This window comes from Pseudoalteromonas sp. 5Ae-yellow, from assembly GCF_014077565.1.
Lineage (GTDB): Bacteria > Pseudomonadota > Gammaproteobacteria > Enterobacterales > Alteromonadaceae > Pseudoalteromonas.
Window position 1 is genome coordinate 43,808 of sequence record NZ_JACGWD010000004.1, and the last position, 25,856, is coordinate 69,663.

Sequence of the window (25,856 nt, forward strand, 5' to 3'; positions counted from 1 at the left end):
TGTTTTTACTGCAAAATTACATTAATTATACGTCATAGCCGCTTGTGAGGGAACAGGGTATAATTGCATTACATATATAAAAGAGGGTGGTTATGTACCAGCAAACCCAAACTTATTTAGTGCAGCTAACGGCACTTTTACAAAAACACGCGCTTTGGCAAAGTGAGCCAATAGACGCTGAGGCACTGCTTTCAAATACTCCTTTTTGTCACGATACAATGGCATTTGAGCAGTGGTTACAATTTGTATTTATTGAAAAAATACAGCAATTAATAACACATAGGCAACCACTGCCGCGTAACTTTGCTATTGCCCCTATGGCGCAAATGACACTTGTGAATAAAGCCGGAAGCGATGAAATTATTGAATTACTAACAGCCCTTGATACCTTTTTAGGAGAACCAAATGAGTGAGCGTCCAGCGCCTATTGAATATGGCGAGCTGACTATTTTGTATCAAGATGAAAGTTATGTGGCTATAAATAAGCCTTCAGGTTTATTAGTGCATCGCTCGTTTTTAGATAAACACGAAACCCAGTTTGCTATGCAAATGTTGCGCGACCAGCTAGGGCAACATGTATTTCCAGTACATAGGCTCGATAGACCTACGTCGGGCGTATTGCTGTTCGCACTGAGCTCTGAAGCAGCTCGCGATATGAATCAGCTATTTATTGAAGGTACTATTGCTAAGCGCTATTTGGCCTTAGTGCGCGGCTTTGCGCCAGAGTCAGTATTTTTAGATAAACCGCTTAAAGAAGAACTTGATAAAATAGCCGATAAGTTTGCAGATCAAGATAAAGCACCGCAAGAAGCGCAAACCCAGTTTAATTGCTTGCACCAAGCTGCATTGCCTATTCCTATAGGTAAGTATCCAACAGTGCGTTACTCGTTAGTTGAGTGTTTTCCAAAAACCGGGCGAAAGCATCAAATTCGCAGACACTTAAAGCACTTATCACTGCCTATCATTGGTGATGTAAATCATGGTGATAACCAGCATAATCAATTTTTTAGAGAGCATTTTGAGCTAAGACGCTTAATGTTATTTGCAACAGAGCTTAGTTTTGTGCACCCTTATAGTAATGAATCAATAACAATTAAAGCGCCACTAGGTGAAGACATGCTTGAAATATGTAAGCAGCTAGGTTGGCCAGAGCAAGAAAAGGATTATTAATGGCACATATTAGTATTTTTGTAGGCAGCGTTAATGGCGGTGCAGAGCGTTTAAGCGATGAAGTTGCAGCCACAATAGAGCAAGCGGGTCATACTGCTACAGTAATTACAGAAGCATCGCTTGATGATATAAAAAATGCATCGCATATTTTAATTGTTACCTCCACAACAGGCCAAGGTGATGTACCGAGTAATTTGGCAGGGTTGTACTTTGCAATGAATAGCACTTTCCCAATGCTTACAGATAAACCGTTTGGTGTAATTGCAATGGGTGACAGGTGCTACGGCGATACATTTTGTGGCGCAGGGCGTAGCTTTGACGAGTTACTACGCGATTTACAAGCAAAGCCTGTGGGCAACCGCCTAGAAATAGATGCATGTGAAGATTTTGAACCATGGCCAGTAGCAGAGCCTTGGTTAAAGGTATGGCTAGAAAAACTACCGGCTTAATTTTTATTACCCTGTCTGAGTGTAGGGGAAAATAATTGAATAAAAACGTCTGAAATAATTTATTAGGCGTTTTTATTTTAAGAGTAAGTCTTCTTTGAGCATATAAAAACCACTGACTCCAAACAATTTTTCACTCCATCTCTATTTTTATTTAAAACACACTTATGTGAAGTAGCGTATTATCGAGTTTCCAATTAACGCTTAATCAGTTCTATCTTTAAGCTTACTAAATCTTCGATAATACAATTTCCAGACTTTGGTTTACGTGTCAATCAGATATAGCGTCTGTGTAGTATTAGCCAATGATGCATATTTATTAAACGCTTGTGATATCAAGCTCTTGCGCAACGACCTCTATGCATTTATCCAAGCCCAAATTTAGTTGACCACCCATAAGGCAATTAGGGACATTAAAATAAAAGTGAATGTTTAATAGGGGATTACTTGATTAGTCGATTTAATGAAGCTGCAATACAGCGGCAATATCTTGCGACACAGCCGCCAGTAATCATTATTGGGATAGTATTAAGTGAATACTTTACTTATTAACCTTACCCTTAAGAACATAAATTTCACCATCAAAACTGCCTTGAATCGTCAGCCCTTGGCTTGCCAGCTCTTGCAAATATTCGATATGATCTTCAGTAATATGCTGGCCCGGTACCAAAAGCGGAATGCCTGGTGGGTATGGAGTGACTAAACCGGCACAAATGCGGTTGTTACTTTTGCTAATAGGTATAGATTCGCGGTCGCCATAAAAAGCATCGCTTGGAATACACGCCAAGTCTATGGCTGGTAAGTTTTCAGGTAAGCGAGCTCTGCGCGTCGATTTCGATAGTTTTACTTTACCGCTGTCTAGCTTTTTCAATGCATTGTACAAACGAATTATCTTCGAACGCGTGCCGCCAAGCGTGAGTAAAACCAAGATGGTGCTGTGTGTATATTTTTCTATCTCTAGCCCAATTTCATCCAGTAGATATTTATGAATATCTTTTAATGAGTAAGGTAGCTCACTAATATCAATAAGGATTTTTAATGGATCGTGACCCATATTATCACCACTAAAATGCGGGAATATTTCCATAAAGTCTTGCTTAGCTAATACTTTAATTTGCTTAAGCGAGGCCATCTGTTGTTTAAACTCCTCAACATGATTTAGCAGCGCATTGAGCAGCTTATAGCCTTCCATCTCTAATTGCTTTTGGCACACGTCAAGCGATGCAATAAGCTGATATTTGGGCGATGTACTAGCGTAGATGCTATAAATCTCTCGAAAGAAGTCAGCATCAAAATCTGGGTCGTTAATATGAATATAAGATGCTTGAGAAAACGCCGATACTACTTTATGTGCCGAATGCGTAATGTAGTCAGCCCCTGCATGTATCGCAGAATAATGACGAAAGCTAGGATGAAACAAAGAGTATGCAAACCAGGCTTCATCTATAAACACTTTAATACCATATTGATGAGCATAATCCACGACTTGTTTCAGGTCGCTAAGTAGGCCATCGTAAGTACAACCTGTAAGCACTAGTAATTTAGCATCAGTATTGTTTTCAATTGCTAACTTGATGTCGGCCAACGACGGCGGCGCGAAAATGCCATATTTTGGATTTAAAATACTCGCCAAATAAATGGGGTAACTGGCTGATTGCAAGATGCCATAATGTACTGACTTATGGCAATTACGGTCGACAATTACTTTATCCCCCTTGCGCAGGAGTGTCTGCAAAATGATTTTATTTGAGGTAGATGAACCATTTGTAACAAAGTAGGTGTGCTTAACTTCAAACGTCGCCGCTGCTGACTCTTGAGCGCGACCAATAGTATTAGTGCTGTCTGATAATGAACCTAGCGAGTCTACCGAAACCGACAGGTCGCCAACAAATACATTGCGGCCGTAAAACTGATAAAAATCTTTGATGTAAGGTGAGTTTCTAAAGCTAGAACCCCCACTATGACCCGGTGTATGCCAAGAGTCGTTTGCTTCACCAACGTAACGACGATACGCCGTCCAAAATGGCGTTTCAGAGCGGTCGTCAAAATCGTTGATCATATAGCCTAAAATAGCTTCTGGGTCAGAAATCACTTCATCTTTAAAAAAGAATGATTCGATTTCTTCTGATTCGTTAACGATTTCCAGCCCTTTAGTGTCGTCGCCAATAACATAAACCGGTAACTCAAGACGAATTGCCTTTAAATCCTCGATAAAGCGGCTATACATCCGCTCACCCACTTTGTTGTGCATATCCCAGCTTAGAACCACGGCTTGAATATCACCATCTTCCTCTACACATTCCAGCGCGTGTTTAAGCTCGAGGCATTCAATAATATCGATATGAATATCGTCTCGCTCAAAGTTAGGAATGGTCTTTGATAGGTTCGTTGAAAGCCCTTGTAAAGTGGCTGGGTCTTGCTCAATTATCAAGATACGAAGTAGAGGTAGCATAGAGGGTTTCGCAATATAATTTTATAATGTTCACTAGCATAACTAAAGGAGTGAGCGTTGTGAAATTAATACTTTGATAATGTTCTGATAATTGTACAATTTCACTAACACGGCCTTACGTATAAAAATGTTTTATCTAGATGGATTGATTGGCGCGGCTTTATGCCGCGCTTTTGGAACTAATCAGTTTTTTCCTTAAACTCACACAAGTCTTCAATAATACAGCTGCCACACTTAGGTTTACGCGCTACGCAGGTGTAACGCCCGTGCAGTATTAGCCAATGATGCACGTCTACTTTAAATTCAGCAGGGACTACTTTTTCAAGCTTTTGCTCTACAGCAACAACATCTTTTCCCATAGCAAGCTTAGTGCGGTTAGAAACACGAAATATATGTGTATCCACGGCTATTACAGGCCAGCCAAAAGCTGTGTTGAGGACAACATTAGCGGTTTTACGGCCAACGCCTGGTAGGGCTTCTAATGCTTCACGATTTTCTGGCACGATGCTGTTATGTTCATTCACCAAAATTTGGCACATTTTATAAACGTTGGCAGCTTTAGAGTTAAATAAGCCGATGGTTTTTATATAATCACGCAGTGTATCGTGACCTATATCTAAAATGGCTTGGGGTGTATTAGCAACAGGGAACAACTTTCGAGTGGCTTTATTCACACCTACATCGGTTGCTTGCGCTGAAAGAGTTACTGCTACTAGCAACTCAAACGGGCTTGAATATTCAAGCTCTGTAACTGGGTGCGGGTTATCGTCGCGCAGGCGGGATAATATTTGGTGACGTTTTTCTTTATTCATGCAACTTAAAACGTATTAGTGCTAATTGTTGCTCTAATACGTTTTCCCCTTAAGTTAAGCTGGTAACACGTGCTCGAGGGCCTTTTTCAGCCTCTGGCGGTGCAATTTGCTTTGATTTTATTTGTGCGTCAATTACGTTTTTTGCAGCAATAAGCAGCCCAAGCCCTAAAAAGGCACCCGGTGGTAAAATTGCCAGTAAAAATTGATTATCAAAGTTAAATACTTCTATGCGCAAGCTCTGTGCCCATGGGCCAAGTAATAAGTCGGCGCCGTCAAACAGCGTACCTTGGCCAATTAACTCACGCATAGCGCCTAAAACAACAAGCACAATCATAAAGCCTAAACCCATCATTAAGCCATCAAATGCTGATAAATGAACAGGATTTTTAGAGGCGTATGCCTCGGCGCGGCCAATAATGGCGCAGTTAGTTACAATCAACGGGATAAAAATTCCCAATGATTGATATAAACCAAAGGTATAAGCGTTCATAAGTAATTGAACTATAGTTACAAAGCCCGCGATGATCATGACAAATACAGGTATACGAATATCTTTTGGCACCCAGTTACGCACAATTGATACGGTAACATTTGAGCCTATTAGTACGAGTAAAGTTGCTAAGCCTAAACCTAAGGCATTTGTTACAGTTGAGGTAACGGCAAGCAGTGGACACAAACCTAAAAGCTGTACAAGGGCAGGGTTATTTACCCACACACCTTCTTTGTATAATGTTTTTAACTCACTCATTTAGCTACCTCCAAACATTCGGCATTATGTGCTGCAAAAATATCATCAAAATTAGTTTGTGCGAACAATACGGCATTTTTTACAGAGCCCACTACAGCACGGGGCGTTATGGTTGCACCTGTAAATTGATCAAACTGGCCGCCATCTTTTTTTACAGCCCAACGAGCGTCATCTTCACCTTCAACGGTTAAGCTTTTAAATGTTGTGATCCAAAGTGATTTTTTAACTTCTACTTTGTCGCCTAAACCAGGAGTTTCTTCGTGTTTAGTAGTGCGTACACCCGCTATGGTGCCATCACTTAAAACGGCGGTTAATAGATTTATATCGCCACTGTAGCCGTTTGGCGTAACATGCCTAATAACAACAGCGACTGGTTTATTGTTTTTACGAGCACGGTAAATTACTTGATTTGCGTGTGGACCTAGTTTTTCGTCAGTAATAATTACGCAATCTTGTGATAGTTGATTGTCGTATGATTTTGGGTCGAGCACTTCTTGTAGCTGCGCAGTAAGTTGTAGTTGTTCTTGCTCTGCAATTTTATCGGCAGTAAGTGCATTGATAGAGGCAACTAAGCCCGTCGTTGCTAATGCAAACGCAGTTAAAATAGCACCATTTTTAGCCATTGACGAAATGATCATTTTACTGCTCCATGGCCATAAGTACGTGGCTGTGTGTAGTAGTCTATTAGCGGCACTGCAATATTAATCAATAATACGCTAAATGCGATGGCATCAGGAAAACCACCAAAGGTACGAATTAAATAAATTAGTAAGCCAATTAGCGCGCCATAAATTAAGCGCCCTTTGTTAGTTGTTGCTGCAGATACCGGATCGGTTGCTATAAAAAAGGCCCCCATCATTGTGGCTCCACTTAATAAGTGAAATAGGGTACCCGGCTCTGTACCAGGTGATGCGATATAACCAATAGCACTACATAGTGCTAAACTTGCGATAAAACTGACAGGAATATGCCAGTTAATTATTTTTGCTTTTAATAAGTATAAACCACCCACTAAAAAGCCTAAGTTAACCCACACCCAACCAAGGCCAGCCCATTCGTTAAATAATGGCTTTTGCATGCTTTCGGTAACAGTTAAACCGTGTGCTATGTCTGTTTTAACAGTATCCAGCGGTGTTGCCATTGTTAGGCCATCAACCCCTGCACGGACTTGATCTAGGCTAAACCCAGAGGCCGTAAAATCGGTGAATATTAGCCTTAACTGATCAGCAAAGCCTATTGGCGTATTTATTAAATCGGTAACAGGCAACCATGCGGTCATTTGTACCGGAAACGAAACTAAAAGCAGTACATAAGCCGCCATTGCTGGATTAAATAAGTTAAACCCAAGGCCGCCATAAAGCTGTTTAACTATAACAATAGAAAATAAACAGCCAATAATAATTATCCACCAAGGGGCAAGTGGTGGAATACTCAATGCCAATAACACGGCAGTAAGCCACGCACTGCCATCACTTAATGCAGGCCAAACAGGGCGCTTTCGTATTAGCATTATTGCAGCTTCAAATACGCTTACAGCAACAAGCGCGAGCACCAGTTGAATAAGTACACCGGTTCCAAAAAAGAAAACTTGAGCAATTAGCCCAGGAATACACGCAGCAATAACGCTAAGCATTAATCGCGTTAACGATTTATGGCTGTGATTATGCGGCGAACTGGCCATGGTTAATTTCATGACTGATTATTTCCTTCTTTTTGTAACTTTTTAGCTTTTGCTCTCGCAATTGCAGCAGCCACGGCGGCTTTTTTCTTATCGTCTGCTGATTTAGGTTTATCTGCGTTAATAAGATCTGATGAGTCATCGGTGTTACTTTCTGCACTCTTAGGTGCTGCGCTATCAACTTGTAGCTCTTGGGGCTGAGTTTGTTCGGTATCTTCTAGTGCTTTAGCCGCTTTTTTAGCTTTAGCACGAGCTATGGCCGCAGCTACCGCTGCTTTTTTATCATCAACGGGTGCATCAGTTTGTGGCTCTTCACTTGTGGTTTGCTCGGCTTCTTCTAATGCTTTAGCTGCTTTTTTAGCTTTTGCACGAGCAATGGCCGCCGCCACGGCTGCCTTTTTGTCATCAACAGGCTCAACGCTTTGTGGATCTTCACTCACGGATTGCTCAGCGTCTTCTAATGCTTTAGCCGCTTTTTTAGCTTTAGCGCGAGCAATGGCAGCGGCTACGGCTGCCTTTTTGTCATCAACAGGTGCCACGCTTTGTGGATCTTCACTCACGGATTGTTCAGCGTTATCTAATGCTTTAGCCGCTTTTTTAGCTTTAGCACGAGCAATGGCAGCAGCTACGGCTGCCTTTTTGTCATCAACAGGTGCCACGCTTTGTGACTCTTCACTTACTGTCTGCTCAGCCACTTCACTTGCTTGTGCCGCCTTTTTGGCTTTAGCACGAGCAATGGCCGCAGCTACCGCTGCTTTTTTATCATCAACAGGGACATCGCTTTGTGATTCGTCACTTGCTTGTGCTGCTTTTTTGGCTTTAGCTCGAGCAATGGCTGCAGCGACTGCTGATTTTTTATCATCAACGGGTGCAGTCTCGGCCGATTCATCTTTTTGCGATTTTTGCTCTTTATATTTGCGCGCTTGTTCTTTACGTAGTGCGCGATCTTTTGCTACTTCGCTATTGTCTGGCTCTAATTCAGCAGATTGAACGCCTAGCTTTTTAGCTTTTGCGCGTGCGATAGTGGCAGCAACAGCTGATTTTTCATCGCCGTTATCGGCTTTATTTTTAACACGAGCTAATGCATCAGCTACTTTTTGCTTTTCGTCAGCTGATTTAGCGGCAGGTTTACGTTTATGGCGGTTTTGACGTTCTTCTTGCTCGCGATCTAAACGCTCTTTTCGTGCATCAAAACGTTCTTTTGCTCTGTCGGCTTTTATTTTGTCAGCTTGCTGTTCTTTAATTTCAACTTTGGCCACACGATAGTATTGTACAAGAGGGATTTCACTTGGGCACACATATGCACAAGCACCACATTCAATACAGTCAAATAAATTGTGTTCTTGTAGTTTGTCGTACTCTTTTGATTTAGCAAACCACTGTAATTGCTGTGGTAATAAAGAAGCAGGGCAGGCATCGGCACAAGCACTACAACGAATGCAGGCTTTTTCAGGGCCGGGTTCTGCTAGCTCTTTATGATCGGGCGCTAAAATACAGTTAGTTGTTTTAACTATGCCAATACGTACTGTGGGTAGCGTAAATCCCATCATCGGGCCGCCCATCACAACACTTTGCTGAGGTACAGGCGAGAACCCTTGGCAATCAAGTAAGTGCTTTATTTCAGTGCCAAGTAGTGCCCATACATTTCCAGGCTTATGAATAGTGTTACCTGTTACCGTAACTATACGTTCAATGAGTGGTTTACCTTCATAAACGGCTTGTTGTACGGCAAACAAAGTACCCGTGTTGTGCACTAAAATACCAATATCGGCAGGAATACCAATGCTAGGAACTTCACGGTTGGTAAGTAATTTAATTAACTGCTTTTCACCGCCAGAGGGGTAAATAGTGGGCACCGTTTGAATAATTATTTTTGAGTTATGCTCAGCTGCTTGCTTCATTGCTGCAATAGCTTCTGGCTTATTATCTTCTATACCCACAATGCACAGTGTTGGGTTTAAAAGCTGCTGCATAATTTCAATGCCTTGGATAACTTCTTTAGCGTGTTCGCGCATTAAAACGTCATCGGCAGTAATATAAGGTTCGCACTCAACAGCATTTACAATCAAAAATTCAATAGGCTGCTTAGTATCTGCTTTCACATAAGTAGGAAAACCAGCTCCACCCATACCACTAATACCGGCTTGGTGAATAATATTTATTAGCTCGTCATGACTAAGCTCAGCAGGATTTTTATTTTTATTTAGAGCTACCCATTCGTCTTTGCCGTCTGGTTCAATAATAACACTTAGTTCAGGTAGGGCCGATGGATGTGCTGATGGCATAGGTGCAATATCAGTAACCACACCAGAGCTTGGCGCATGCACAGGTACCGACCAGTTAGCAGCAGGCGCTGTAAGTGGCTGGCCTTTTAAGACGTGTTGGCCCTTTTCTACAAGTAACTTACCGTTTGCGCCTATGTGTTGCTTAAGCGCAACAATGAGTTTGTCGGGCAAAGGTAAGCGAGTGATACTCGCACTATTAGAGAGTGATTTTTGTTGTGGTGGGTGTATGCCGCCAGGAAATGCCCACACGGTGCCTTTTTTTATTTGTTCAAGTAACTTGTCCACTCAAACCTCTAATCTATTTGTGTAACAGGAATAGCATCTAGCTGCCATTTCCAGTTTTGTTTAGTTTCGGCTACAGGTAGCATATCAATGCAATCTACAGGGCAAGGCTCAACACATAAATCACAGCCAGTACATTCATCAATTAACACGGTGTGCATTTGACGAGTCGCGCCTAAAATAGCGTCAACAGGGCAGGCCTGAATACATTTGGTACAGCCAATACATTCATCTTCGCGAATATAAGCCACTGTTTTTACAGGTTCTGCTTGCTCGCCGCCTGCAAGTGGTTTTTCATCAACCCCCATTAAGCCGGCAAGCTTTTTCATAGTTGATTCGCCGCCCGGAGGGCATTTATTTATTTCATCGCCATTGGCTATAGCTTCGGCGTAAGGGCGACAGCCCGGGTAGCCACATTGTCCGCATTGAGTTTGTGGCAAAATAGTATCAATTTGCTCAACAATAGGGTTGCCTTCAACACGAAAGCGAATTGCTGCAAATCCTAAAATAAGTCCAAAAACGAGTGCTAGCGAGCCAATCGCTATCAAGGCATAAAACAAGGTCATATTAAAACTTCACTAATCCAGTAAAACCCATAAACGCCATCGACATTAAGCCTGCGGTGATCATTGCAATGGAGGCGCCTTTAAAAGGCGTAGGAACGTCAGCTGCTGCTAAGCGTTCTCGTAGTGCTGCAAACAATACAAGCACTAAAGAAAAACCAACCGCAGCACCAAAACCATACACTGCAGATTGTAAAAATGAATGATCTTCTTTGATATTTAATAGAGCTACACCTAATACCGCACAGTTAGTGGTGATCAGCGGTAAAAATATGCCTAGTAAACGATATAGAGTAGGGCTTGTTTTACGTACAACCATTTCGGTAAATTGCACTACAACGGCAATTACCAAAATAAAGCTCATGGTACGTAAAAATTCGATATCCAGAGGGATTAAAATATATTGGTTAACTAAATAGCTAGTTACAGAGGCAAGGGTAAGCACAAACGTGGTTGCCAAAGACATACCAATCGCTGTATCAAGCTTACCTGATACGCCCATAAACGGACATAAGCCTAAAAATTGTACTAATACAAAGTTATTAACCAGAACGGTTCCAATCAATAACAAGACATATTCTGTCATGTGTGCCTCACGCTATTAAAGTCCTACGTATTATCCTTTTTTCTGCCCCGATAAACAACATTTGCGAGTCGTTATCAGTTAAATAAACGCAAGGACAAACATATTGATCACAAGGCTGTAAAATTAATGTGATTTTGATGTAAGGAATTACTCAAATAGCAGAAACAAAAAAAGAGCAACGAATGCTCTTTTTTTATTAATTAAAAACTAATTAAATATCTTTAGGTTTTTCTATGTAATAACCTTGAACGCCATCTAAACACAAAGTTTCTATTATGTGTTTCTCTTCTTGGCTCTCAACGCCCTCAGCAAATACGCTAACACCAATACGGTGGGCTAAATCAACCATTAAGCGCATAAAGTACTGATTGTTTTTATCGTCTTCAAGGCCACGAGTGTAACTTGCATCCATTTTAATAAAGTCAGGTTTTAAATCACGGAAAAATTTAAACGATGTTAAGCCAACACCAAAACGTTCAACAGTAACGCGTGCGCCAACTCTGTGCACCATGTCGATAAAGCGCTTACTAGCCTTTATGTTTTGCTGTAAACCAAACTCGCTTACTTCAAATACTAGTTTAGATGCAATATGCGTATCTTTTAATAATCGGCGTTCTAGCCAAATTACAAACTGATCGTTGTGTGCACTAGAGGCTGTTACATTTAAACCAAAAAACTTTTCGGATAAGTTACGGCTTTTAACCTTTTCAAGAGAAGAGTCGATGATCAGGCGATCAATTTCTATTGCCATATCAAGCTTTTCGGCCATTGCTAAAAAAGAAGCGGTAGGGAGTACTTGATTGTCTTCTGTTTTAAATCGCACTTGTATTTCAGCATAGGCTTTAATACTTTTACCAAGCGGCATAATATTCTGCATAACTAAATGTACACGCTTAGATTCAATAACCTCGTTAATAACCTTACGCCAGTTTTGATTACCAAAACCTGCACTTACGTTATTAACTAAATCGGTCTCGCGTTGCACGTGCCATGCATTTACTTGTTTTGATTGCGCCATACTCATCGCGTTATCAACAACAGAAAGTAGCTCACCTAAAGGCTTACCTTTTTCGTAACCGACAATGCCCGTGTTAGCAACAGAGCTTAGCTCTTGGTTTTGTTGATACTGAGTAAAACGCGATTGTAGATTTTCACCAAAGCGCTCTGCTTCTTTTAAAGGGGTGTGGGGCAGTACTACAGCAAAGTCAGAGCTGTTTAATCTAAATACTTGGCTACCAGTGTAAGTGCCGCTTATGTGCTTAATAATATCGGCAACGCCTTTAACGTACTCATCACCTTTTTGATAACCACGGGTTTGGTTTATAGCTTGTAGTTCGCTACAACGTACCATAGCTAAAGAGCCAAATGTACTTTGCTCAGTGTTTTCAATATTTTTTTCGTAGTACTCAACAAACATATTACGATTACCAAGCGAGGTAATTACATCTTTGTACGCTTCATGCTTAATAGTCATAGCAGCGCTTTGTATGTCTTCGTTTTTGTTTTTTAAAAAATGAGATAATCGATTAAAACTAGGTACTAAGTCTTTCCCCATTTTTTTCAATCGAGTGCCATCTAACGCTGTTTCTAAATCATTATCAACTTGGTTTTGATTGATATAAATATCGATAATGTCAGCAACTGTTGTACTTATGTTTTTATTTAGCTGATAGAAAATTGATTGCATTAAAATTATTGGAATAATAACTAAAATGGCAGAAATCAAAATAACAATAAAAAGGGAAGTTTGTAGCTGCGATGCTAAATGCTCAATGTTAAGTACAAATTCAACTTTTATATCTGCGGCATCGTTTACAGCAAACTGTGGGCGTACAGAGTTAAAGTTAGAGAGTACAAAATCAGCAAACATTGGTAATTGAGTAGGGGGGTTAATGCTAAATACTTCAGCACCTTGGTAATCTCTTAGGGTAAAGCTTGAAAACGTATTACCATCTGCAATTGATTGTTTTAAATTTTGAGCAGAAATATCGTCTAAAGAAAGGTCATTAATATACTTAGTAACAGTTGTTTGTGCATTTTTTTGTGCATCACTTACCGCAGTATCAAAGCTTATAGATATGAAGTAGCTTCCTGCTGCAACACACAATAACCAAGAGATAATTTGTATAAAAATAAGTTTTTTAAATCCAGCCATGTTTTCAGTCTTTTAATAATCAAAAGGGAAGGAATCAAGTCCTTGATTAATAAACTAAGTACAGCGCATTAAAGAATTAAACTAATGCTTTAGTTATATAAGGAAGAGTAGTGGAAATAGCTTGGAATGTCTATGAAATTCTTAGAATTGGCTCCCCCTCCCCGACTCGAACGGGGGACCTGCGGATTAACAGTCCGTCGCTCTAACCAACTGAGCTAAGGGGGAACTAAAGTACTGATATTATTATGATGATTTGGCTCCCCCTCCCCGACTCGAACGGGGGACCTGCGGATTAACAGTCCGTCGCTCTAACCAACTGAGCTAAGGGGGAACTACATCATAAACATAAACTTGGCTCCCCCTCCCCGACTCGAACGGGGGACCTGCGGATTAACAGTCCGTCGCTCTAACCAACTGAGCTAAGGGGGAAACGTTTATGGTTGAAAAACTTGGCTCCCCCTCCCCGACTCGAACGGGGGACCTGCGGATTAACAGTCCGTCGCTCTAACCAACTGAGCTAAGGGGGAAGCGTCTTGCCTTTCAACGGGGCGAAATATTAATGATGGAGCCGCAAAGTGTCAACATATAAAAGTCATAAATTGAAAAAAGAGGTTTATTCGTTGTTTTTGTGTTCGATCTGCGTGATTTATAGCTCTATTAAAGCTGTTTTTTTAAGAATTTAAGAATACTAATGCGAGTTTTATTATTGTTGAGTCTTTAAATTGGTTAAATTAAACACGCCATTAAAGCCACTTGTAATTAAAAAAACAACTCAAAAACATAAAATTTCATTTTTTACTTTGGGGTATTCTTCGTATTTATTTACTTTTTTATTTTAATTTTCTAAAAATATACCTGCACGAATAGTCATAAAAGTATTTTCCCTCTTAATAGTGATCCAATTTTGATCTATAAATTGAGCATTTATTATCTTCGCTCAAAAATAGAACAATCAATAACTTAACTTTGTATTAAACGTTTTTTATTTACTAACGTATAACTATGTTAAGAAGAAAAATCGGCAAGCTTGCGTTTTCAGTGTGATGTAACTAACAGATCTAAATGATAAACAGGGAATAGATAAGAATAGATGGGAAAACGCGGGAGAAATAAGGGTTTAAGGCCAGTTTAATTAAAAATAAGTGCGATCTTAGAAAGTACGAAAAAATGATAAAAGAAAGTGCGAAACCGCGATAAACACGGCTTAATTTGATAAATTAAAAAATAAGTTCAGCTTTTACGATTTTACCTAAAAGCCCCAAAGTTTTTAGAATGTAACGAGATTCAATTTCGCCACCCTCAACGTTAAATACTAAATCTTTACGCTCATCACTATCAAAGACCAATTTTAGTTTTGCAGCAGTCAGTACCAGCTTTGCAGCAAAATACTCACCGTTCATCGGGTTTAGAAACGCATACATGCTATTTGCATCAATAGATTTTGAGTTTGTATTGATAAAAATAGTTGCCCCAAGAGGTATAAGCTTGTGTGAAGCCTCAGTGATTTTTACTTGCATCAGTTCACTTACTGCGTTGTAAGTCATGTTTGGCTCATTAACTGACTTGATTTCGTAGTAGCCTCTATCACCTGGCTTTAAAGCCTTTAACGCCTTGTTGATAGCGTCCTCAGAAGCTTTAGAGTCTTCTAGGCGCTTAATTAACATCTCATCTAACGGCACATCAACCAATGCCGCAAACTCAACTAAGTAATCAAATGGAGGATCGCGACTGTCTTCGTATTTAGATTGAGTATTTCTATGCACCCCCGTGCGCTCGGCAACTGTGCCTATATCTAAGAACACCCGTTCTCTTAGCGCTTTTAGATATTTATTGAATGTAGCCATAACGCTCAATTGCTCTGTTCGGATGATGGATATAATTATATTTAATCACACAAGCGAGTGCATGCAAAATAAAAATTTAAATCCCCCTGTTTTCCCAACCGCGATCCTTTCGCACTTCAAAGCGCGAAGTGCGATCCATCAAATACAAACATCTAAAAAAATAAATTATTAGTTAAATCAATTGCTTGATTTGCTTGCATGCAAAGGTGTGCAAATAAATATTGCATTCACATTTATGTGTGCGTATCTTTGTGTGCATGAACGCAAAATACACACATAGAGGTGCATTGAATGGATGAGTTAGAAAGTCCAGGTTGGACGGTAACAGAGATAAAATCAGCGTTAGAAATCGAGGGTTGGTCATGTCGCCAGCTCTCATTTAGTCGGGGTTATGAGTCGAATGCAGTGCAAAACGCATTACACAGACCGTACCCCGCAGCTGAAAAAATAATAGCTGAAACGCTTGGTGTAAGTGCCAGTGAAATATGGCCTGAGCGCTATGGGGTTGACGGAAAGCCTAACCGCAAGGCTGGGCGTCGTAAGCTTAAAAGGGGTGAATAATGGAACTATACACAGCACACCAAATAGCTGGTTATATGCTTGTCAATAAGCGCAGTATTCAGATAAGAGCTAAAAATGAAAACTGGCCTTTTACAGAGGTTAATGGCAGAGGCGGAAAAGTACGTAAGTATGCACTCGCCGATCTTCCTGCACACATTTGTGTGCAGATTAAAGAGACTTTAATCAAAGAAACAAATAGTTCAGCAGCACACAGCGGTAAGGCTTATTTAAGCGTAAATGAGCAAAACGACCGCCTTAAAAACTCTGAAATAACTGAACTTAAAGACCAAAACTTAAAGCAACTTGCTGCAATGGAAAGTATCCCACCCAAGGCAAGTGCGAAATGCTGGGTTTTAAAAGAGGCAGAAAATTTTGTAAGTGCGAACAACCTAGCGAAAGTTGCAGGCTTTGACCTATATAGCGAACGCTATAACAAAGGACTAATCGACGTACCTGTAGAATACAGAAGCTTAATTCCATCTGTATCGCGCATTACACTAATACGCTGGCAAAAAACCATAGCCGAAAAAGGCGTAGCAGGTTTAGCTTTAAAGCCTAAGCGTAGCGGCAAATCAATCATCGACTCAGACAAAGAGCTAGCCGATTTTTGCATAGCCATGATCTACGAGTACCCACACGTAAAAGCCACACAAATCAAAGAGGGTTTAATAGCTCGCTTTTACCAAGTAGGTAAAGCACTACCAGCAGAAACCACAATTCGCGATTGGCTAACACGTTGGAAGCGCGAAAACAGCGCACTTTATACCAAAATGGCAAACCCAGATGCTTGGAAAAACAAGTATATGAGCGCCATGGGTAAAATGGACGAAAACGTAAAACGTCTTAACCAATTGTGGGAGTTCGATTCAACCCCATCAGACGTAATGCTAACCGATGGCCGCCACTCACTAATCGGAATTATCGACGTATTTAGCCGCCGTGCAAAAGTCGTTATTCACCCAACCAGTGACAGCACCGGTATTTGTTTAGTTATCCGCAAAGCAATACTCGACTGGGGCATACCCGAAATTGCTCGCACCGATAACGGTAAAGACTACACCTCAATACAGATAAAAAGCGTGTTTGACGCGCTCGACATAAAGCACGAAACAACACGCCCGTTTTCAGGTGAAGAAAAGCCATATATAGAGCGGTTTTTTAAAACGTTTTCGCACGACATAGCTGAGCTATTAACCGGTTACATTGGTCACAACGTTTCAGAACGCCAGGCAATTGAAGCGCGTAAAACCTTTGCACAGCGCTTATTAGCAAAGCAAGGCGGTGATAAGTCAGCAATCGAAATCAATATGACCGCGCAGCAGTTGCAAGAGTTCGTAGATAACTGGATAGAAAACCGCTACCACCATAAACCGCATAGTAATGTAGGCAACAAAACACCATTCGATTTATTCGCAGCAAGTCGCGACCAAATCAAAGTGATCAAAGACGAGCGTTTGCTTGATGTAATGCTACAGCCAATACCATCAAATCGCGGTTTACGCATGGTTGGTAAAGAGGGCATAAAACTAAGTGGTGGCTTCTATATTGCACCAGAGCTAGGCGCAATCGTAGGCGATGAAGTGTTATGTAAATGGGACCCTAAAAACGTAGGCCGTATTTACGTATTTAACCGCATAAATAACGAGTTTATTTGTATCGCAGTAGACCACGAAATAGAGTCAGCAGGCATGACACGCCAAGACGTCGCGCACCATGCAAAACGCAGCCAATCAGCCGAAACATCACGCAAGCTAAAAGAGCTTAAAAAGACCGCTAAAAGCGTCAACGTTTCAGACATAGCAAACGAAGTGTTAGGGCATTACACAACCCAAAATAAAGCACTTGCAACACTGCCTAAACAGTCAGTTGAACACACCAATGTCATAACGCAATCAGCTATTAAAGCGCTAGATAGCAAGCCAGCAGTTGGCTTTAGTGACGAGCAATTAAGTGAGTTTGAAAAACGTCGTAAGCAGTTGGATGAAGAAACAGCAGTAGCAAACGTAAACCCAACACCGCTATTCGACAACCCACAAAGTAAAGCCATGTTTCATAAAAAGCAGCGCCTAGAAAATCAGTTAAGTGATGTAGACGCGCTATGGCTAAACGGGTGGGAGCAAAACAATCGCGCCACATCAAAGCGCTTAGACGACCTACTAAACGACATGAACCCAGCACCCGCAACCACAAAATTACATAACCAGTAAAAGGAAAAACCATGAAAACTAAAATAGCAATCGTAAGCAACGTAGTAGCCACACAAATGATGGTAGAAGCGCTAAACCAGCGCGCTCATGGCGTGCCAGGTATTGGCCTTATTTACGGCGATCCAGGTCTTGGTAAAACCACCGCAACAGCATGGTTGGTTAACCGCTGCGACGGCATCTACATTCGTGCTACATCGGGCATGACATTAGCCCAGTTGCTACGTCAAATAGTTAAAGAGCTAAGTGGCCCTGATATATACACCCGTGAAGCCATGCTTAACTACATCATAGAGCATATGGCAATACACAATCGCCCACTGTTTATAGACGAAGCCGACTACCTATTAAACGACAAAAATACACTCGAAATCGTGCGCGACATTCACGACCTAACCAACTGCCCAGTAGTACTTATTGGCATGGAATCAGTACGCCGTAAATTACAGCGTCACCGCCAATTTTATAACCGCATATCAGAATGGTTAGAGTTCCAGCCAACTCAGCGCGAAGACCTGCAAATAATCGTCAATGCAGTGATAGAGCCAACGCTAACAATACAAGACGACCTACTAAGCCAGCTGCTTAGCGACACCGACGGCGAGGTACGTCGCATCATCACAGGACTATCAAAAATAGAAGCCTTTGCACTGGCGAATGGGTTAACGAGCATCGACCTACAACAGTGGGGCAATAAAGAATTTTTCCTTAAAAAAGCGTAAGGAGAAATTAGTGAGCCGCCCACAACTAAAAGACGCATGGCAAGCAATGAGAATCTTAAAAACATTCTCATTGCAACAAGTGCGCGATGCCATAGAGCACACAACACTCGACAGTTTAAAAGCCTTTGCAAAGCGCCTAGTAGCAGCAAAAGCAATAGCCGAACATGTTGATTACGAGCACATCACTTACACCGTTATAAACGCAGAATATAAGCCGTTTAAACAAGTAAATAAAAGCGATGCAAAGCAAAAAAACTCAGGGAGACAGCGCATGTGGCAATCAATGCGAATCCTAAATGAATTTGACGCAGGGCAAGTGGCTAGCACCGCCGATATATCGGTAGCCTCAGCGCGTTCATATATCTCAATTTTAAAAAAAGTAGGGTACATATTTGTTGTTAAATCAGCCCCACGTACAGGCTCAGTCATTGAGCGAGCGGGAGAGTCAACCATATACCGAATACTTAAAAATACCGGTCCCAAACGCCCGATCCCAAAAGCAACAGGCGTATTTGATCCAAACACAAACGAGCTAGTTGAGTTTAACGCCGTGCAACGTAAAACCGTAAAAATAGCGCCCGTCACACTGGGAGAAGCGCATGACTTCAACAACTAATTGGCTACACGTCTTAAAAGACGAAGTAGCAAAGCAAGGCATGCGCAGCGTTGCCGAAAAGCTAGGCGTAAGTAAAGCCACAGTAAGCCAAGTAGTAAACGACAAATACAAAGCCTCTACACACGTAATACAGCAGCGTGTAGAGGGAGTATTCATGGCATCAACAGTAACTTGCCCAATCTTGGACGAAATACCGCTGAACGTATGCCTAGAACACCAAAACAGAAAGTTCGCAGCAACCAACCATGTACGCGTAGCGCTTTATAGAGCCTGTCGTAACGGTTGCCCACACTCAAAAATATGCGGGAGTAAATAACCATGCAACTACGCAACGCACTAAAAGAGTTACAAAAACAAGGGTTACAAATCCTAGACACACACCAAGGGTTTAGCCGCCATGTAATTGAAGTGGCAGGCCAAGCCCCAGCACATTTACCCGTAATAACCGAAACAAAAAACGGGCAAACGCGCCAAGTTCGCCCAGCCAAATTACACGGCCAAATTGTCATGTTTATAGAAGGATAAACCACTATGCCACAAGAATTTTTAATTAATCAAAAAGGCCACCAGGTGCCAGTTAAAGCTATACGCCCAGCCGACATAATTCGCCATGAATTTGTGCAATCGGCCATAGCTAAAGCTAAAGAGCAAAGCAAAGCACTAGCTGATTTTAAAAAGCAGCAAATGAGTGAGTTTGACGCATTCATAGCCTTACTAGCTCAAGAGTACGCGGTAGAGCTGGGCGGCACTAAAGGAAACGTCACGCTACGCAGTTTTGATCACAAACAAAAAGTAACCCTCCAAGTGCAAGAAAGCATAGAGCTTGGCCCCGAGCTATTAGTAGCAAAAGAGCTAATAGACGAGTGCCTAAACGAATGGAGCGAGGGCGCAAACGAAAACCTAAAACTCATTATTGAACAAACCTTTGCCACCGACAAAAAAGGCAAAGTTTCAGTGCAAAAAGTACTTGGCTTGCGCCGTCTTAAAATCACCGACGAAACCGGTAAATGGCAGCGTGCAATGGACATAATAGCCGACTCAATACTGGTAATGGACTCAACCCGCTTTATTCGTTTTTACGAAACCATAGGCGAGCACGAACATGCTATATCACTCGACATAGCAAAGCTATAAGGAGCAATTCATGGAAGGCATAACAATTCAAGTAAGCGAACACAGCGAGCTACAAAACATCGTAAATCAGGTCGCTCAAAGTAAAGAACCAGTAAGTATTAACTTTGTATTTCAAAACATCACCTTTGTAGTGCAAAGCCAACTGGTAAGTGTAAACCCAACAACACTAGGCCCAACCACAAAGCCTAATTAAGTAACCAAAAAGCGCGCACGGATGCGGCTTTTTATCAAAGTGCTTTACCTAAAACAAAAAGCATTTTGATAAAAATAAAGCAACAAAAGGAGGTCACATGGCCCTATTAATACAGCCCACATTAGAGCTAAAACAGCTTGTTGCACTCGTTAAGTTTTTAGAGTGCTCACACAAGCTAGCAGTAGACACCAGCATATTTACAGACCAAGAAGCCAACGACATAGGTCAAAGCTATTTAAGCCTCCGTGCGCAGCTAGAAGAGTTTAAAAATGACTAAAGCAAAGTTAACTCAGCTAATTCACATTGCTAAAGGGCAGCTAGGGCTAGACGACGACACCTACCGCGCCGCACTACTTGGCGCAGCGGGCAAAACATCATGCAGCCAAATGAGCTTGCCAGAGCTAAACAAAGTGTTAGAACACTTTAAAAAAGCAGGGTTTAAAACAAAGGCTAAACGCCGTTTAAGCCCTAAATCGTCATCAACGCAACTAGGCGAAATAAACAAAATACGCGCAATTTGGATCACCATGCACAAACAAAGCTTTGTGCGCGATGGCTCAGAAACCGCGCTAGACGCCTACGTAAACCGCATGCTAAATCGTGCCAAGGTAGGCGCAAACGTGAGCTACCACACCCAGTTTTTAACGCTCACGCAAGCCATACAAGTGCTAGAGCCGCTTAAAAAATGGCATAAACGCGAAATGTTAAACCATTTAAAAGCAAACAACATGCAAGCGTACGAAGCATTTAACTGCCTTGTATCAGGCCAAACTTACGCACGGCCTATACCGCTTAGCACTGTACCCCATAAATCATACCCAGCCGTATGCAACATATTTGAGATAAGCACAAATGAAATTAACCCGTTGCCCCGTGTGTAAAAGCCACCTAAGCCTAGATCAACTAGTGCAAGACGACGCAGGCAAAGAGCTATTAAGTATCGTAGCTAGCATCAATAAACGCACAGCCCAGGCATTAGTCGGCTACTTAGCCCTATTTCGCCCAGCAAAGCAGGACTTAAGCGCCACACGTGCAGTAAAGCTAGCCCGTGAAGTACTTGCCCTAACCGAAAACGTTGCAGCACTGGGCCACGCTATGGAGCAAACCGCTAACTCAATCATGGCAAAGCGAGTAGGTCAGCCAAATATAAAACCGCTTGCAAACCATAACTACTTAAAACAAGTGCTCACCACCTCACTAGAGCAAATAGTGCAGCCAACCGCAGCAGAACGTAGCCGCAGTATGGAAGTAAAACGCCAGGGCTTAGAAATGAGTGAGCAACAAAACCACCAAGCTTATTTAGAACAAATGAGCCGCTACGGTGCAAAAGTGAATAAGGAGGATAAATGAGATTAGGCCAAAAGCTTGTATTGCAAGCGTTAGAAAAAGAGCAAAAGCGTTTAACGCTAAAAGCGCAAAAAGCCGCCCAGTTATCAGAGGACTTTATAAATGCGACTTCAAAAATTTCTGAGGTAAGGCGTAAAGCTAGTGAAATATTGCAATCGGGCGAGTTTGAAAAAAGAGTGAACGAATTTGATGAGCTAGCAAACCAAGAAAAAGCCGCACTCAAATTAATGAAAAAAGACCCAATGAAAGTTTTTGATGCTGAAAACTCAACCCGTGATGAACTCAACGATTTTAATAATGAACTTTCATTTTTAACAATTAGATATAACCGAGGTGGTTTATGAGCGAACAACAATCAGAGCTGTTTGGTGAAAGCGTAGAGCAGCTGCAAGACTGCCTAAGCAAGCTATCTACTGAGGACGCAGCCGAAGTACGTAAACGCTGGCCTAGCAACCTACAATCGCTTGCACTGCTTATCGAATCGCAGCTAACCAAAGCCAGTGTAAACAACCCGCAAGGGGTAGGCGAGGCCATAACATTAGCAATAGGCCATTACTTTGGCGGGCGCGATGTTTACATACCCACCGACCAACGCCTAAAAGCAGCCCTACGCGATATACAAATATGGCAAGAATACAAAGGCAACAACATAGAACAGCTTGCCAATAAATTTAAACTAACAGAGCGCCGTATAGCTGAAATAATCCAGCACCAACGCATCGTAGAAACCGAACGCCGCCAACGGAGACTATTTTAATGAGCAACACCATGAGTAAAGCGCCAATGAGCGAAGCAGTAAACGTAGCCGCCGAAGCCGTAGAGTGCGTAGATACGCTAATAGTGGATATGCTAGAGGGTAAACACCCAAACAACTACGTGCTATTGGGTACACTGCAAGAACAGCACACCGACATACAAATACAGCTGCATGTTATGCAAGACGAAAACAAATTTATAGACGAGGTAGGCGCACCGCTTATAGCTAAAACCCCCGCAGCCCTTGAAGGGGTAAAAGCAGGCGATTTAGAGTTTATGCTTATTCATCAGCCAAATAAGTTGTTACAAGGCATCACCGAACTACAACAAAAAGTAAAGGAGCTAAGCCAATGAGCAGCACAATAAACGCCGCTGAAAAAATGCTACAAACCCAGCAGTTTTACAACTCACTTACCTTAGCTCAAGTGTTTGGTGTATCAACCAATCGTGCAGCCAGCTGGTTAAAAAACATTAAAGAACAAGATGGCTACAAAACAATAGAAAGTAGAGACCAAAGCGGTGGCTTAAAAGTAGTATCAATCAATGGCAGAACAGCCAGCATAGATGACCTGCAATGCAGAGCGCTTTTATTTAAGCGCCCTGCAATGCTTACCAATAATCAAATTTAAAGGTGGTTTAGTATGTACGCTTTAATTAACGGAAAAGAATCACCGGAACGTGTTGCAGTGTTAATAAAAATAACACGCTTAACAAGTGAACCAATTAAAGCCGCTATATATGATTGCCTCTGTAATGGCATTAGCGAGCCTATGGCAGCATCATTAAATCAAGTGCCTCAACAAAACCTAAGCCGAGCATTAAAAAGGTTAAGGTATATAAACAGCTTGGTTGAAGAAGTAAAAGAACTTGATTGGTCCAGGTTTAAGAAACAAAACCAATAAAAAAAGCCGCTTTACGCGGCTTTTTTATTGATCAGTTAACCCACCTTTGAACATTACTTAAACCCGTACCACTGTGATTTAAAAAGCAATTAAACGGCTTTGCTTTACCATAACCGCCATACCCATTTTTAGCGTTTACTTGCATAGCTAAAACCAATCGAGCGCCGCTAGCATCATCACGCCACTGCTTTTCATGCGACACAACCATAAATGAATCAGGATCACGCCAGCCATTATTTTTTGCAAGTTCAGTGCATTGCTGCAAAATATCATTGCTTGCAGCGCGAGTATCAGGGGCTTTTGTTACCTTTAAATGCAATTCTTTAGCATCCGGTGCGCAGGGCGTTTGGCTAAATGTGGGCACATCGTCAACAATACATTGGTAAATTTTTGCGTGGCTTGGTAAAGCGCATAAAGCAAGGAAGGCAAAGGCTGGGTATTTCATAAATTAAGTCCTTTTAAATGGTAACTAGCGAAAAAATAAAACTTGCAGTACCATAAAAAACTTTACTGTTGCTGTCTACTTTTTAGCTAAACTTTCCCGAAACCCCGCACGGCCAACACCTAAGCACAACCCCCCACAATACCGAAAAACAACAAGGCTTTTCGGTATGTTCGTATTCAACCCACTCAACTTAAATTACTTTAAACAAGTACCCGAAGTGCAAAACGCGCTTGCCCCGTACTCGCTTAAATTTGCCCAGTGCATATTACCTATCTTGTATTTAGAGGGAGGCTTGCGCAGCGATGGTGGGTTAAATAACGTAGCATCAGACCGTGGCGGCCTTACAAAATACGGCATAAGCCAACGCGCTTACCCAACGGTAGATATTAAAAACCTAACGCTTGCTAAAGCAATAAGCCTGTATCACCGTGATTATTGGCGTGCCATGCACTGCGAGCAAAGCCCCGCAGGGGTTGACTTTATGCTGCTAGATGGCGCAGTACAGCACGGCGCACCCGCCATGACCCAATTAACCCAGCGATTAGTCAACTCAAAGCCCGATGGTCGCATGGGGCCAAAAACCCTAGCCGCTATCGCAGAGCGCCCAGCCCTTAGCCTAACCGTATTGCTCAGCGTAAACCGTGGCCGTAAGTACGCCCGCATTTGTGCAAACGACTCCAGCCAAAAGCCAAATCTAGAGGGCTGGTATAACCGCCTAGCCCATGTAACCGAATTTGCAGTAAACCAGCTAAGCGAGGTGGCCTAATGGGTAAAAATTGGGATTGGTCATATCAAAAAGGCCGCGAGAAACGCATGGAATTAGAAGTTGATGCCCGCATGCACAACATGCCATTCGATCCGCGCAAAATACCACTACACAGCCATTGCGGCACCATGCAAAGCCACTTTAACAAAGGCTGGCAATCAGTTAGAGCCATCGACATACAGCTGCGTGTAGACGGCCAGCAAAGCTATAAAAACGCCCGCGAAGCCCTCAAAAAACGTTTTGGAGAATCTAATGGTCGCTAAAGTAAAACCGCTTACCACAGCGCAAAACACCGTTATTAAAGAGCTAGCGCTTACCTTAGTGTTTAGCGAAATAGAGCAGCAGGTAGTTAAGCCAAGCTACGAAGAGGCCACCGGTAAAAAATACGACTCACAGCACCCCGAGTCATTTACCAACAAAATGTTAAACAGCAACCCCAAAACTAAACAGGTTTGGCAGGCGTTGCAAAAGGCAATTACCAACGAGCGCAAGCGACAATTAAAGTTTGGTGAGGAGCAAGTAAATGGCAATTAAAAATTGGTTTAACGTGGTCGAGCCAATCACTAATTTAATTGATGATCTCTTTACCAGCGACGAAGAACGCCAAGCCGTTACCAACGAACTCAAGCGCATTGAAAACGCAGCGCAAAGCCAAGTGCTAGAGCTTGAGGGTAAAATTGTCGAGCTACAAGGCAAAGTGCTAGAGGCGCAATCGCAAATTATTACCGCCGAGGCCAAAGGTGAAAGCGCCTTACAGCGTAATTGGCGGCCTATCACCATGCTTACGTTCTTAGTGTTGGTGTGCCTTGATTCATTTGGTGTGCTGGCTTTTCGTTTATCAGCGCAAGCATGGGAACTATTACAGCTAGGTATAGGTGGCTATGTTATTGGCCGCTCAGTTGAAAAAGCCGCGCCAAGCGTTAAGCAAGGCATTAAAAACGTCATTGAAAAAGTAAGGAAACCGCAGTGAGTAAATTAGACGACGCGCAAAAAATAGAACAACACCTACTCGATGCCGCGCTATCTATTCAACGCGAAAAAGCAAATAAACCAGGTGCAGCGTTTATGCACTGCCAAGAGTGTGGCATAGACATACCAAAACAACGCCGTGACGCGGTTAAAAACTGTAGTACCTGTGTAGATTGCCAATCGCTCATTGAAATACAACAACAGCACTATAGGCGCTAGC

The 25,856-nt window shown here is 42.0% G+C and carries 35 protein-coding genes and 4 tRNA genes; 24 read left to right on the forward strand and 15 right to left on the reverse strand.

Annotation, left to right across the window (positions count from 1 at the left end; all coding sequences use genetic code 11):
- Nucleotides 1–92 precede the first annotated feature (92 nt).
- The 3 genes from H4J63_RS01860 to H4J63_RS01870 are packed head-to-tail and all read left to right on the forward strand — an operon-like array spanning nt 93 to nt 1,619.
- Nucleotides 93–413 (forward strand): YqcC family protein, encoded by a 321-nt coding sequence (locus H4J63_RS01860; protein WP_002963030.1) that lies wholly within the window; start codon nt 93–95, stop codon nt 411–413.
- The gene (gene truC, locus H4J63_RS01865) at nt 406–1,170 is read left to right on the forward strand and encodes a tRNA pseudouridine(65) synthase TruC (RefSeq protein WP_182194133.1); all 765 of its coding nucleotides are present in this window, start codon (nt 406–408) and stop codon (nt 1,168–1,170) included. Before H4J63_RS01860 ends, truC begins: the two co-directional genes overlap by 8 nt.
- Nucleotides 1,170–1,619: a flavodoxin gene (locus H4J63_RS01870; RefSeq protein WP_002963026.1), complete on the forward strand. Its 450-nt coding sequence runs from the start codon at nt 1,170–1,172 to the stop codon at nt 1,617–1,619. The genes truC and H4J63_RS01870 overlap by 1 nt, the downstream gene beginning before the upstream one ends.
- 538 nt (nt 1,620–2,157) lie before the next feature.
- Here the strand turns inward: H4J63_RS01870 and H4J63_RS01875 are convergent.
- From H4J63_RS01875 to H4J63_RS01940, 14 genes are all read right to left on the reverse strand, one after another.
- Nucleotides 2,158–4,068 carry an aminotransferase class V-fold PLP-dependent enzyme gene (locus tag H4J63_RS01875; protein ID WP_182194136.1) on the reverse strand — a complete coding sequence of 637 codons (1,911 nt, stop codon included), beginning with the start codon at nt 4,066–4,068 and terminating at the stop codon, nt 2,158–2,160.
- A gap of 179 nt (nt 4,069–4,247) precedes the next feature.
- Complete coding sequence (nth, locus tag H4J63_RS01880) at nt 4,248–4,880, reverse strand: endonuclease III (protein WP_182194139.1); 633 nt, start codon at nt 4,878–4,880, stop codon at nt 4,248–4,250.
- 49 nt (nt 4,881–4,929) lie between these two features.
- Complete coding sequence (locus H4J63_RS01885; protein WP_007585346.1) at nt 4,930–5,628, reverse strand: electron transport complex subunit E; 699 nt, start codon at nt 5,626–5,628, stop codon at nt 4,930–4,932.
- The gene (gene rsxG / locus H4J63_RS01890; RefSeq protein WP_182194141.1) at nt 5,625–6,266 is read right to left on the reverse strand and encodes an electron transport complex subunit RsxG; all 642 of its coding nucleotides are present in this window, start codon (nt 6,264–6,266) and stop codon (nt 5,625–5,627) included. The genes H4J63_RS01885 and rsxG overlap by 4 nt, the downstream gene beginning before the upstream one ends.
- Nucleotides 6,263–7,321 carry an electron transport complex subunit RsxD gene (rsxD, locus tag H4J63_RS01895; protein WP_182194143.1) on the reverse strand — a complete coding sequence of 353 codons (1,059 nt, stop codon included), beginning with the start codon at nt 7,319–7,321 and terminating at the stop codon, nt 6,263–6,265. The genes rsxG and rsxD overlap by 4 nt, the downstream gene beginning before the upstream one ends.
- Complete coding sequence (gene rsxC / locus H4J63_RS01900) at nt 7,318–9,876, reverse strand: electron transport complex subunit RsxC (protein WP_182194146.1); 2,559 nt, start codon at nt 9,874–9,876, stop codon at nt 7,318–7,320. Before rsxC ends, rsxD begins: the two co-directional genes overlap by 4 nt.
- A gap of 8 nt (nt 9,877–9,884) precedes the next feature.
- A complete protein-coding gene (rsxB, locus tag H4J63_RS01905; protein ID WP_182194148.1) occupies nt 9,885–10,439 on the reverse strand; it encodes an electron transport complex subunit RsxB in 555 nt (184 codons plus the stop codon).
- A gap of 1 nt (nt 10,440) precedes the next feature.
- Complete coding sequence (rsxA, locus tag H4J63_RS01910; protein ID WP_008134172.1) at nt 10,441–11,022, reverse strand: electron transport complex subunit RsxA; 582 nt, start codon at nt 11,020–11,022, stop codon at nt 10,441–10,443.
- 211 nt (nt 11,023–11,233) lie between these two features.
- Entirely contained in the window at nt 11,234–13,177 is a 1,944-nt protein-coding gene (locus H4J63_RS01915; protein WP_182194151.1) for an EAL domain-containing protein, read from the reverse strand.
- Between the two features lie 148 nt (nt 13,178–13,325).
- Nucleotides 13,326–13,402, reverse strand: a tRNA-Asn gene (locus H4J63_RS01920).
- A gap of 29 nt (nt 13,403–13,431) precedes the next feature.
- Nucleotides 13,432–13,508: transfer RNA gene (locus H4J63_RS01925), tRNA-Asn, on the reverse strand.
- A gap of 21 nt (nt 13,509–13,529) precedes the next feature.
- Nucleotides 13,530–13,606 (reverse strand) — tRNA-Asn (locus H4J63_RS01930).
- Nucleotides 13,607–13,627: 21 nt separating this feature from the next.
- A tRNA-Asn gene (locus tag H4J63_RS01935) sits at nt 13,628–13,704 on the reverse strand.
- 690 nt (nt 13,705–14,394) lie between these two features.
- Nucleotides 14,395–15,021, reverse strand: coding sequence for a helix-turn-helix domain-containing protein (locus H4J63_RS01940; RefSeq protein ID WP_024606070.1), 627 nt, complete (start codon nt 15,019–15,021; stop codon nt 14,395–14,397).
- Between the two features lie 291 nt (nt 15,022–15,312).
- Here H4J63_RS01940 and H4J63_RS01945 point away from each other — a divergent pair, with 291 nt between their 5' ends.
- The 16 genes from H4J63_RS01945 to H4J63_RS02020 all read left to right on the forward strand — a co-directional run bounded on the left by H4J63_RS01945 (nt 15,313) and on the right by H4J63_RS02020 (nt 23,456).
- Nucleotides 15,313–15,582, forward strand: a complete 270-nt coding sequence (locus H4J63_RS01945) for a helix-turn-helix domain-containing protein (RefSeq protein WP_024606071.1) — start codon at nt 15,313–15,315, stop codon at nt 15,580–15,582.
- Entirely contained in the window at nt 15,582–17,789 is a 2,208-nt protein-coding gene (locus tag H4J63_RS01950; RefSeq protein ID WP_182194154.1) for a DDE-type integrase/transposase/recombinase, read from the forward strand. The genes H4J63_RS01945 and H4J63_RS01950 overlap by 1 nt, the downstream gene beginning before the upstream one ends.
- Before the next feature lie 11 nt (nt 17,790–17,800).
- Nucleotides 17,801–18,508: an AAA family ATPase gene (locus H4J63_RS01955; RefSeq protein ID WP_008165836.1), complete on the forward strand. Its 708-nt coding sequence runs from the start codon at nt 17,801–17,803 to the stop codon at nt 18,506–18,508.
- A 10-nt stretch (nt 18,509–18,518) separates the two neighbouring features.
- Nucleotides 18,519–19,124: a hypothetical protein gene (locus H4J63_RS01960; RefSeq protein WP_182194157.1), complete on the forward strand. Its 606-nt coding sequence runs from the start codon at nt 18,519–18,521 to the stop codon at nt 19,122–19,124.
- Nucleotides 19,108–19,440, forward strand: a complete 333-nt coding sequence (locus H4J63_RS01965) for a LacI family DNA-binding transcriptional regulator (protein WP_002960349.1) — start codon at nt 19,108–19,110, stop codon at nt 19,438–19,440. The genes H4J63_RS01960 and H4J63_RS01965 overlap by 17 nt, the downstream gene beginning before the upstream one ends.
- Nucleotides 19,441–19,442: 2 nt before the next feature.
- Entirely contained in the window at nt 19,443–19,649 is a 207-nt protein-coding gene (locus tag H4J63_RS01970) for a hypothetical protein (RefSeq protein WP_182194160.1), read from the forward strand.
- A gap of 6 nt (nt 19,650–19,655) precedes the next feature.
- Nucleotides 19,656–20,258 carry a DUF3164 family protein gene (locus H4J63_RS01975; protein ID WP_182194163.1) on the forward strand — a complete coding sequence of 201 codons (603 nt, stop codon included), beginning with the start codon at nt 19,656–19,658 and terminating at the stop codon, nt 20,256–20,258.
- 10 nt (nt 20,259–20,268) lie between these two features.
- Entirely contained in the window at nt 20,269–20,451 is a 183-nt protein-coding gene (locus H4J63_RS01980; RefSeq protein ID WP_002960355.1) for a hypothetical protein, read from the forward strand.
- Nucleotides 20,452–20,548: 97 nt separating this feature from the next.
- The gene (locus H4J63_RS01985; RefSeq protein ID WP_182194166.1) at nt 20,549–20,728 is read left to right on the forward strand and encodes a hypothetical protein; all 180 of its coding nucleotides are present in this window, start codon (nt 20,549–20,551) and stop codon (nt 20,726–20,728) included.
- On the forward strand, nt 20,721–21,332 hold the full coding sequence (locus H4J63_RS01990; protein ID WP_024606076.1) for a gp16 family protein: 612 nt from the start codon (nt 20,721–20,723) through the stop codon (nt 21,330–21,332). Before H4J63_RS01985 ends, H4J63_RS01990 begins: the two co-directional genes overlap by 8 nt.
- A complete protein-coding gene (locus H4J63_RS01995; RefSeq protein WP_024606077.1) occupies nt 21,304–21,801 on the forward strand; it encodes a hypothetical protein in 498 nt (165 codons plus the stop codon). The genes H4J63_RS01990 and H4J63_RS01995 overlap by 29 nt, the downstream gene beginning before the upstream one ends.
- Entirely contained in the window at nt 21,798–22,142 is a 345-nt protein-coding gene (locus H4J63_RS02000; RefSeq protein WP_024606078.1) for a hypothetical protein, read from the forward strand. The genes H4J63_RS01995 and H4J63_RS02000 overlap by 4 nt, the downstream gene beginning before the upstream one ends.
- Nucleotides 22,139–22,555, forward strand: a complete 417-nt coding sequence (locus H4J63_RS02005) for a Mor transcription activator family protein (RefSeq protein WP_008165819.1) — start codon at nt 22,139–22,141, stop codon at nt 22,553–22,555. The genes H4J63_RS02000 and H4J63_RS02005 overlap by 4 nt, the downstream gene beginning before the upstream one ends.
- Nucleotides 22,555–22,908: a hypothetical protein gene (locus tag H4J63_RS02010; RefSeq protein ID WP_182194169.1), complete on the forward strand. Its 354-nt coding sequence runs from the start codon at nt 22,555–22,557 to the stop codon at nt 22,906–22,908. Before H4J63_RS02005 ends, H4J63_RS02010 begins: the two co-directional genes overlap by 1 nt.
- Nucleotides 22,905–23,183 (forward strand): hypothetical protein, encoded by a 279-nt coding sequence (locus H4J63_RS02015; protein WP_024606080.1) that lies wholly within the window; start codon nt 22,905–22,907, stop codon nt 23,181–23,183. Before H4J63_RS02010 ends, H4J63_RS02015 begins: the two co-directional genes overlap by 4 nt.
- Before the next feature lie 12 nt (nt 23,184–23,195).
- Nucleotides 23,196–23,456: a hypothetical protein gene (locus tag H4J63_RS02020; RefSeq protein ID WP_024606081.1), complete on the forward strand. Its 261-nt coding sequence runs from the start codon at nt 23,196–23,198 to the stop codon at nt 23,454–23,456.
- A gap of 31 nt (nt 23,457–23,487) precedes the next feature.
- Here H4J63_RS02020 and H4J63_RS02025 read toward each other — a convergent pair whose 3' ends face one another.
- Complete coding sequence (locus H4J63_RS02025) at nt 23,488–23,901, reverse strand: DUF4124 domain-containing protein (RefSeq protein WP_024606082.1); 414 nt, start codon at nt 23,899–23,901, stop codon at nt 23,488–23,490.
- Between the two features lie 166 nt (nt 23,902–24,067).
- Here H4J63_RS02025 and H4J63_RS02030 point away from each other — a divergent pair, with 166 nt between their 5' ends.
- From H4J63_RS02030 to H4J63_RS02050, 5 genes are read left to right on the forward strand one after another with little or no spacing between them, the layout of a single operon-like run.
- Entirely contained in the window at nt 24,068–24,667 is a 600-nt protein-coding gene (locus tag H4J63_RS02030) for a glycoside hydrolase family 108 protein (RefSeq protein ID WP_182194172.1), read from the forward strand.
- Nucleotides 24,667–24,930 carry a hypothetical protein gene (locus tag H4J63_RS02035; protein ID WP_182194175.1) on the forward strand — a complete coding sequence of 88 codons (264 nt, stop codon included), beginning with the start codon at nt 24,667–24,669 and terminating at the stop codon, nt 24,928–24,930. Before H4J63_RS02030 ends, H4J63_RS02035 begins: the two co-directional genes overlap by 1 nt.
- Nucleotides 24,920–25,201 carry a hypothetical protein gene (locus tag H4J63_RS02040; protein ID WP_182194177.1) on the forward strand — a complete coding sequence of 94 codons (282 nt, stop codon included), beginning with the start codon at nt 24,920–24,922 and terminating at the stop codon, nt 25,199–25,201. The genes H4J63_RS02035 and H4J63_RS02040 overlap by 11 nt, the downstream gene beginning before the upstream one ends.
- Nucleotides 25,191–25,637 carry a 3TM-type holin gene (locus H4J63_RS02045; protein WP_182194179.1) on the forward strand — a complete coding sequence of 149 codons (447 nt, stop codon included), beginning with the start codon at nt 25,191–25,193 and terminating at the stop codon, nt 25,635–25,637. The genes H4J63_RS02040 and H4J63_RS02045 overlap by 11 nt, the downstream gene beginning before the upstream one ends.
- The gene (locus H4J63_RS02050) at nt 25,634–25,855 is read left to right on the forward strand and encodes a TraR/DksA C4-type zinc finger protein (protein WP_182194182.1); all 222 of its coding nucleotides are present in this window, start codon (nt 25,634–25,636) and stop codon (nt 25,853–25,855) included. Before H4J63_RS02045 ends, H4J63_RS02050 begins: the two co-directional genes overlap by 4 nt.
- Nucleotide 25,856: the final 1 nt, after the last annotated feature.